Raw genomic sequence first — 242 nt, 5'->3', positions numbered from 1 at the left:
GGACATAGCCTACAATATGACGTATTCGACGTCTTGATATATATTGATTGAAGTATTGAATACGTCCTTCATCTGCATTCTCAATACCTGCAATTAAACGCAATAATGTAGATTTTCCAGCACCATTTTCACCTAATAAAATAGTAATTTTATGAGGTTGAAATTGCATATCTAGGGAATCGAAAATATGCTTCTTTTTATAGCTTTTTGAAACATTTTGAATATCTATCATTGAATATAAC

1 protein-coding gene is annotated in these 242 nt (G+C 30.2%); it reads right to left on the bottom strand.

Features of this window, described 5'->3' with window-relative positions; translation table 11 throughout:
• On the bottom strand, positions 1-242 hold a 242-nt coding region (locus ACSNOK_RS35850), incomplete at both ends, for an ATP-binding cassette domain-containing protein (protein ID WP_436784838.1).

The organism is Streptomyces sp. URMC 126, assembly GCF_051386555.1.
Lineage (GTDB): Bacteria > Actinomycetota > Actinomycetes > Streptomycetales > Streptomycetaceae > Streptomyces.
This window is presented reverse-complemented; position numbering and strand designations above follow the sequence as displayed.